Raw genomic sequence first — 7,260 nt, forward strand, 5'->3', positions numbered from 1 at the left:
CGCATACTGGATGTATGCGGGCGTTCCGACAACGCGGCGAGGTGCCGTAGCCGGCGTCGTGCGCCCGCCGGGGATTACGGGACAGCCCTTAGCGTGCCCCCATGACAGCCATGCAAGCGGAGTCGATGAGCGGTGCACCCCTGTGGATCATAGGGCTGATGGACCGCCTGGGTGCACCGGGGGCGGGGCTGGCCGTCGCTCTGGAGAACCTCTTCCCACCGATCCCCAGCGAGGTCGTCCTCCCCCTCGCCGGCTTCGCCGCGAGCAGCGGCCGGATGAACCTCTGCGCCGCGCTCCTGTGGACCACGGCGGGCTCCGTCATCGGCGCCCTCGCCCTCTACGGCGTGGGCGCCCTCCTCGGCCGCGACCGCACCGTCGCGATCGCCGCGAAGCTGCCCCTCGTGAAGGTCTCCGACATCGACCGGACGGAGGCATGGTTCCTCCGGCACGGCACCAAGGCGATCTTCCTCGGCCGTATGGTCCCCGTCTTCCGCAGCCTGATCTCCGTCCCCGCGGGCGTCGAACGGATGCCCCTCCCCCTCTTCACACTCCTCACCGCCCTGGGCAGCGCGCTCTGGAACACGGTCTTCGTCCTGGCCGGCTACTTCCTGGGCGCCAACTGGACCGAGGTGACGGCGGTCGTCTCGACGTACTCGAAGATCGTCCTGGCGACGGCGGCACTGGCGGTGCCGGCCTTCGCACTGCTCCGCTTCCTGAGGAGGGGCGACCTCGAAGGGGCGCGGGGAACTGCGCGCTCGACCACCGACGACCGGCAGCCCGCGGACCGCAGCACCCCCGCCCCCTGACCGGACAAGACTGACCGGACCCGGGATCACGCCCGGCCGGCGGCCCCCGGCGTCACCCTTCCCGCGCGGCCCGCAGGAACTCCCGGAGAATCCGCTCCCCGGCCATGACTCCCCGCTCCGGCAGAGCCGTGATCGTCGGACCCGACCAGCTCACGTCCGCCAGCTCCCCGTGCCCCGGCCGCCACGCCCGGTCCGCCGCCAGCAGCAGATCCGCGTCGAGCAGCGAGTCGCCGGCGGCCACCGTCAGCTCCGCCCCCGTCCGCCGGGCGACCTCCCGCATCGCCGCGCTCTTCGTCAGCGGCTTCGGCACGGCGTAGAGCTTGCGCCCCTGCAGCGACACCGTCCAGCCCCGGTTCTCCGCCCACGCCGCGAGCCCCTTCACCCACTCCTCGGGCAGCAGCTCACGCTCGACGACGAGATAGACGAAGAGGTCCTCGGCGATGCGGTGCTTGCGCACCCAGGACGGGTCGGCGGTGGCGGCGAGATGGTCCCGGACCTCCTCCAGCGGCGCGCACTCGTCCGCGAGCCGCGCGGTCACACCCGCGTACCAGTCGGGGTCCGAGACCCCGTCGACCAGCAGATGCCCGCCGTTCGCGCAGATCGCGTACGTCGGGGTGGGCCCGGGCAGATTGATCCGCTGGTACTGCTTGCGGGTCCGGGTCGTCGTCGGCACGAACACCGCCGCGTCCCCCAGCTCTGTGAGCAGCCCGGCAGCCGTCTCGGTCAGGTACGACAGCGGCTTGCTCTCGTGCACCTCGACGGTGAGCAGCCGGGGCGCCCGCGCGTCCGGCATGGTCAGCGCGAGCGCGGCGGTCGAGTAGATGAGCGTACGGTCGAGATCGCTCGCGACGAGAACGCGGGGGCCGGGCATCAGACCGCCACCGCCTTGCCGTCGGCACCGGTCGCGCCCCGGGTGTACTTGGGGTGGATCAATCCCACACAGGTGTACGGCAGCTCCGCCACCTCTTCCACCGGTACCCCTCTCTGTTCGGCGAGCAGGCGTACGTGGTCGAGGTCCGCGCCCGCCCCGGCCCGCGCGAGGATCTTCCACGGTACCCGGCGCAGCAGCACCCGGGTGGTCTCCCCGACACCGGGCTTGACCAGGTTGACGTCGTGGATCCCGTACTCCTCGCTGATCCGCTCGACGGCCGCCCAGCCCTCCCAGGTGGGGGTGCGGTCGGCGGACAGCAGTTCCTTGGTGCGGGTGTCGACCCCATCGACGACATCGGCGAAGCGGGCCGAGATCACGTCCAGGAACTCCACGGACACATCGGCGCCGGCCAGCTCCCGGTAGAACTTGGCGCCGTGGAAGTCGTCCGGTCCGACGAGGTCCGCGCGCAGCACGGTCCGCGATATCAGCCCGGAGACGGTCGAGTTGAGGCACGCCGACGGGATGAGGAAGTCCTCACGGGTGCCGTAGGTGCGCACGCACGAGCCCGGGTCGGCGAGCACCGCGATCTCCGGGTCGAACCCGGTGATGCCCTCGGCCTTCTCGAACTCATCGATCGCTGCGGCCAGTTCGCGGGTGATCGCGCCCTTGCCGGTCCAGCCGTCGACGAACACGACGTCCGCCGGGTCGTGGTGCGCGGCCAGCCAGCGCAGCGCGTTGGCGTCGATGCCGCGTCCCCGCACGATCGAGACGGCGTAGTGCGGCAGTTCGACGCCGTGCCGCTGGAGCGCCCACCGCCGCATCAGCACGCCCACGGGCGTCCCGGCACGGGCGAGCGAGACGAGGACGGGACGTGGGGACCGCTCCGCCAGCACGGTCTCGGTCACGACACCGACGGCCACGGCGATCCGCTCGGCCGACGCGTCCAGGGCGCTGTGGAAGAGGGCCTGGTACTGCTCACTCGGCTGGTACTCGACGGGCAACGACTCGGCGTAGTGCGCCCCGCCGCTCTGGATGGCCTCCTCCCGCTCCTCGGTCGGCGCCTCCAAGGTCACCTGGGAGAGATCCTGCAGCAGCCACCCGACCTCCTCGGCCGCATAGGAGGAGAAGGCGGGGCCGCGCAGGGGCTCGGGCAGCATGAAGGGCCTTTCGGTGTGGTGCCGGGTCGACTTCGGGTCTTCCGAGGGGACGTAGGACGGTACGACGGCGAGGAGGACGGCCGGGGTGTGGGCGGCCAGGGTCGCCAGGAGGCCGTCGTGCGCGTGGAGCGCGGCCGTGTCGGCGGTCGAGTCGACGACGGCGACCACCGTGTCGAAGCCGCCCCCGGCCACGTTGTAGGCGTACCGCTCGCCCGGCCCGTCGGCCGGCTCGTCATGGGCGGGGAAGACGATGCGGCTGCGTATCGCGTAGCCGGGGTCGTCGACGGCCAGCACGGGCGACCTCGTGGTGGTGGAGAACCGTATCTCCGCCGCGTCCACCAGCCGCTCCAGCTCCGTCGCCAGCCGCAGCGGCGCGTACATCAGCTCCTCGAAGCCGAGCACGAGGACCCGCCGGGCATCCCCGGGCAGCGCGTCGGCGATACGCGCGGCCATCCCCGGCAGCGCGGCCTCCAGCCGTTCCCGGTGCGCGGGGGCGAACCCGTGCCGTCCGCCGTCGGGCACCCCGTCGGGCCAGCCCAGCTCGATCCGGCGGACCCGCCCGGCGCACACCGGCGTCGCGGGCGCCCCCTCGTGCTCGGCGACCAGCGCCTGCCCCTTCTCCAGGACCCCCTCCGGCAGCCGCACGGTCCCCTTGGCCGCGGTCACCAGATCGATGCGCGCCCCGATCTCCCGCGCGAACCCGGCGAGCCGCCCCTGGTCCTGTGGCGACCGCATGTCGACCAGCGCCACGACGACGTACCTCTCACGCGGATACCGCTCGTGCAGCGCGCGGATGGTGTTGAGGACCGTGTTCCCGGTGGAGAACTCGTCGTCGACGAGGACCAGCGGCCCGGCCCCGGCGAGCAGCTCCGGGTTTTCCGGCAGCAGCAGATGCGACGTCGCGTGGGAGTGGGACTCCTCGAAGCCGCCGGCCTGGGCGACACCCTCGACGGGCCGCCGGGTGGAGTGGAGGTAGGGCGCGTCGCCGAGCCCGTCCGCGACGGAGTGGCCGAGTCCGGTCGCGGTCTCGGCGTAACCGAGGACGACCGAGGCCCGCGCCCCGTCGGCTGCCAGCAGGTCCCGCACCCGGCGGCCGAGGGCGACCCCGTGTCCGTACACGACGGCCGGCGACTGCGGCACATGTTTGCCGAGCACGTTCGACACCAGCAGATGCGCCCGCTTGGGGTTGCGCCGCAGCGCGAGCCCCAGCAGACCGCTCAGCTCCTCGTCACCCACCAGCTCGACCCCGAGCCGTTCGGCGACCCAGGTCCCGGACCAGATCGTGTCGTTCACTGCGTTGTTCATCGATTCCTTCGTCGGTTACGACAGGTGCGGGCGGCGGGCGCCTCAGTCGGGCAGCCCCGCTGCCAGCAGGTCCACGAAGCCGATGTCCTCGTTCGCCACACCGAAGACCTCGGCCCGCTGCAGAACCCTTTCAGCCCAGGCCCGGTGCGGCTTGACCTCGTTCATCTTGTTCCGGGAGGCGGAGCGCAGGACGCCACCGCCGTTGCGCTCGGGCCTCAGGATGTCCTGGGCGTCGCTGTACTCCTCATGGCTGACCACGGACAGCGCGTGCACCGGCAGCACATGCGACGGATGGATGCAGGTCTTGCCGAGCAGACCGTTGGCCTGGTCGAGGGAGATCTCACGCAGCAGTCCGTCCAGGGCGTGCTCTATCAGTGTCTCGCGCAGCCGCCCGGCGCGGTTCTCCAGGAACGGACTGGTGCGCAGCTGCGGCTTGAACATGCGCTCCTGCACCCGGAAGTACTCCCACACGGGCCCCGTCACCGTGAATCCGGTGCCGTCCGCCCGCCCCAGCACGTTCACCACGTCCGCGATCACGGAGGCGACGATCTGCACGTCGTAGGCGGTCATGTCCGGTGCCCTGCGCAGGGCGTACGAGGAGCAGAAGTCGGTGACGCCGAGGCGCAGGGCGAGCACCCGGTCGCGGTACTTGTCGACGGTGTGGGCGATGCCCTGGAGGGCCTCTACGCGCGTCTCCCGGTACATCAGCTCGGGCGACTCCAGCACGGGCATCGCGAACAGCCGCCGGCCACTGGCGGCCTCGGCGGCGGTGAGCGCCTCCAGGAAGGCGATGCCGCGCTCCTCGGTGAACTTCGGGAGCACGAATCCGGACAGCAGCCGTACGGCCGGGCCGAGCCGCTCGACGAGGTCGGGTATCTGCCCGGGGAAGCGGACCCGGATGAACAGCAGCGGCAGCTCGGTGTCCGGTCGCGTGGCGAGGTCGGCGAACTGCCGGACCAGGTTCTCCTCGGCGCCCAGGACCTCCGCGTCGTCGATGGAGTCCTCCAGGCACAGCACCATGGAGACCACACCGCGCCCGGCCTGCTTGACGACGTCGTCGGCCAGCCGCTCGCGCGTCGCCGGGCTGTAGAGCGTGGCCCCGAGGGCAGCGGCGAGCACGCGGGCCGGTGAGTCGGCGGTGAAGACACTCGGCTCGCGGAAGAAGAGACGCTGACGCTCCTCAGGGGCGATGTGCCCGAAGTGACGCATGGAAAATCCCCCGTGGCTGCTGGGCGGCCGGTCTGAAGGTGGCCGGTAATAGTACGTACAAATGTGTGTCTTCAGTTCCCTCCGGACGTGAAGTTCTGGTAACCCGGCCATGTCGGCCCCTCGACGACTCGAACGGCGCATCACCGCCCCCGCGTTGTCGTGGTCAGGACCGAGAGGGCAGGATGAACGGCATGACGCACGCGATGCTGAAGGGGTCGAACGTCCCGATCGAAGCCACGGCGGTCCGCGCCGTGCTGCGCTGGGCGCCCGGACAGGGTGCCCCGGAAGTCGACGCCTCGGCGCTGCTCCTCGGCCCCGACGGACGGGTACGGTCCGACGAGGACTTCGTGTTCTACAACCAGCCGCGCCACCCCTCGGGCAAGGTGTGGCGGCTCGGCAAGAAGCGTGTCGCCGAGGGCCTCACGGACACCATCCAGACTGACCTGGCCGGTGTCGAGTCCGCCGTCGGCCAGATTCTCCTCGTGGCTTCCGCCGACGATGTCCCCTTCGACCGCGTACGTTCCCTGCGCATCCTGCTGTACGACGCCACGGTCTCCGACGCGGAACCGCTGGCGTACTTCGACATCAAGCCGGAGACGGGCGAGGAGACCGCTCTCATCTGCGGCGAGCTCTACCGCCGGGGCGGCGGCTGGAAGTTCCGCGCCCTCGGCGAGGGGTACACCAACGGCCTCCAGGGCCTCGCCACCGACTTCGGCATCTCGGTCGACGAGTCGGAGGCGGCGGCCGCCGCGGCGAACCAGACGGCCACGACCCAGGCCCCGGCACCGGAGGTCTCGGCACCGCTCCCCCCGGAGCAGCCGACCACCGGGGTCCCGTCACAGCCCGCGTACGGCTACCCCCCGGCGGCCCAGACCCAGCCCGCCTACGGCTACCCGCACACCCAGCAGGCTCCCGCGACCGCCGGCGCCCCGGCCTACGGCTACCCCCAGCCCGCGGGCGCGGGCCTGGATCCCGACGTCCGGCTGCCTCCGCAGGGCCCGCAGTTCATCGGCCGGTGACCGCCGCGCCCCGTGAGGGGCGCCAGGACCGTCAGCGCTCGGCCTTGGACTTGAATCCGCGTCCCCACTGCAGGCCCCACCCGTACAACCGGTCGAGCTCCGCCTGGAACCCGTAGACGAACTTCACCTCCCGGCGCACGACGATCTCCCCCTTGACGTTCTCGATCATCACCACCGCGCACGACCGGGCCTGCGGATGGCGCTCGTCGAGTCCGATCTCGATCCGGGGCCCGTTGCTCGGGTACAGCGTCACGACGGCGTGCGTACGGTCGAACGCGGGCGTCTGGTCGTAGATGTAGGCGAAGACGAGCATCCGCTTGAAGTCGTCCCGGTGGTCCAGGTTGATGTACATGGTCTCGCCGGACCCCGACCCGAACCGGTCGTCGCCGCTGAGCCGCATGTACGGCGGGTCGTTGATGTCGCCGAGGAAGCCGCCCAGCGGCTGAACGACCCCCTTCGTCCCGTCGGCCAGCTCGTACAGGCAGCCCAGGTCGAGGTCGACGTTGACCATGCTCTGGCTGTGCGCCACCACCTCCTCCGGCTTGAGCGCCTTGAAGGGGTGCCGGAGCACGCTCTGCCGCTTCGGTCCGCCGATGTCGGAGGTCCGCATCCGCCAGGACAGGTTGACGCGCAGATGACCGGTGGCGGCGCCCTGCTTGCTGAGGGACACCTTCTGGTGCCGCTTGGTCAGCTCGATCGCGTTGGTCGCCGCGTTGCCCGCGTCGAACTCCGAGGCCCGCCCGCGCCAGAGGTTGTCCAGGAAACTCATGCCCGCCCCACAACTTCCGTGTCGTCGCGTCAACCACCGCGGGGGGGGGGGGGGGGGGGGGGGGGGGGGGGGGGGGTTGGGGGGGGGGGGGGGGAGCGCCCCCCGCGGCGCAGAACCATCCACC

At 71.5% G+C, this 7,260-nt stretch carries 6 protein-coding genes; 2 read left to right on the forward strand and 4 right to left on the reverse strand.

The genetic code is table 11. From position 1 onward, the window contains the following. Positions 1-101 precede the first annotated feature (101 nt). Positions 102-806 (forward strand): DedA family protein, encoded by a 705-nt coding sequence (locus ACZ43N_RS30190; protein WP_468102084.1) that lies wholly within the window; start codon positions 102-104, stop codon positions 804-806. 52 nt (positions 807-858) lie between these two features. Here the strand turns inward: ACZ43N_RS30190 and ACZ43N_RS30195 are convergent, their stop codons facing one another. Genes ACZ43N_RS30195 through ACZ43N_RS30205 form a run of 3 tightly spaced genes read right to left on the reverse strand, consistent with a single transcriptional unit; the run spans position 859 to position 5,348 of the window. Then, positions 859-1,677 (reverse strand): HAD family hydrolase, encoded by an 819-nt coding sequence (locus ACZ43N_RS30195; RefSeq protein WP_468102085.1) that lies wholly within the window; start codon positions 1,675-1,677, stop codon positions 859-861. Further along, positions 1,677-4,139 (reverse strand): phosphoribosyltransferase, encoded by a 2,463-nt coding sequence (locus ACZ43N_RS30200; RefSeq protein ID WP_468102087.1) that lies wholly within the window; start codon positions 4,137-4,139, stop codon positions 1,677-1,679. The genes ACZ43N_RS30195 and ACZ43N_RS30200 overlap by 1 nt, the downstream gene beginning before the upstream one ends. Positions 4,140-4,181: 42 nt before the next feature. Continuing rightward, the gene (locus ACZ43N_RS30205; RefSeq protein ID WP_468102089.1) at positions 4,182-5,348 is read right to left on the reverse strand and encodes an HpcH/HpaI aldolase/citrate lyase family protein; all 1,167 of its coding nucleotides are present in this window, start codon (positions 5,346-5,348) and stop codon (positions 4,182-4,184) included. Between the two features lie 191 nt (positions 5,349-5,539). Between ACZ43N_RS30205 and ACZ43N_RS30210 the strand changes: the two genes are divergently transcribed. Beyond that, positions 5,540-6,367, forward strand: a complete 828-nt coding sequence (locus ACZ43N_RS30210; protein WP_468102091.1) for a TerD family protein — start codon at positions 5,540-5,542, stop codon at positions 6,365-6,367. 31 nt (positions 6,368-6,398) lie between these two features. Here the strand turns inward: ACZ43N_RS30210 and ACZ43N_RS30215 are convergent, their stop codons facing one another. After that, a complete protein-coding gene (locus ACZ43N_RS30215; protein WP_468102092.1) occupies positions 6,399-7,136 on the reverse strand; it encodes a TerD family protein in 738 nt (245 codons plus the stop codon). Between the last annotated feature and the right edge of the window lie 124 nt (positions 7,137-7,260).

The organism is Streptomyces sp. NPDC030814 (assembly GCF_055572155.1).